Genomic DNA, 538 nt, shown 5'->3' with positions numbered 1-538 from the left:
GCATGAACGCCCCCGTCCGACCCCCCTCCGCCGCCGCCGCGCTCGATCTCACCGTCAACGGGCGCGCCGTCTCGCGCGCCGTCGAGCCGCGCACCCACCTCGCGGATTTCCTGCGGGAGGAGCTGAACCTCACCGGCACGCATCTCGGCTGCGAGCATGGCGTCTGCGGCGCCTGCACCGTGCTGGTGGACGGCGAGCCGGCGCGCAGCTGCCTCACCTTCGCGGCGGTCTGCTCCGGCGCGTCCGTCACGACGATCGAGGGTCTCGACGACGACCAACTGACGAGCGAACTCCGCGCCGCCTTCACCCGCGAGCACGCGCTGCAATGCGGCTTCTGCACGCCCGGCATGCTGGTGGCGGCGCGTGACCTCGTCCTGCGCCTTCCGGAGCCGGACGAGCGCCGCATCCGGGTCGGCCTCGCGGGCAATCTCTGCCGCTGCACCGGCTATCTCGGCATCGTCCGCGCGATCCAGTCGGTGATCGAGGAGCGCCGCGCCCGCGGCGTCGCGCCGATCGCCGACCGGCGGTCGCTTGGCCC

The 538-nt window shown here is 73.8% G+C and carries 1 protein-coding gene; it reads left to right on the top strand.

Features of this window, described 5'->3' with window-relative positions; translation table 11 throughout:
* Nucleotides 1–2 precede the first annotated feature (2 nt).
* A partial coding sequence (locus tag ACIKT0_RS19885) for a (2Fe-2S)-binding protein (protein ID WP_407106961.1) occupies nucleotides 3–538 on the top strand: 536 nt, incomplete at its 3' end.

Origin of the sequence: Hansschlegelia beijingensis, from assembly GCF_045505405.1 — a bacterium.
Lineage (GTDB): Bacteria > Pseudomonadota > Alphaproteobacteria > Rhizobiales > Methylopilaceae > Methylopila > Methylopila beijingensis_A.
Note: the sequence above shows the minus strand (reverse complement) of the source record. Positions and strands in the feature narration are given on the sequence as shown.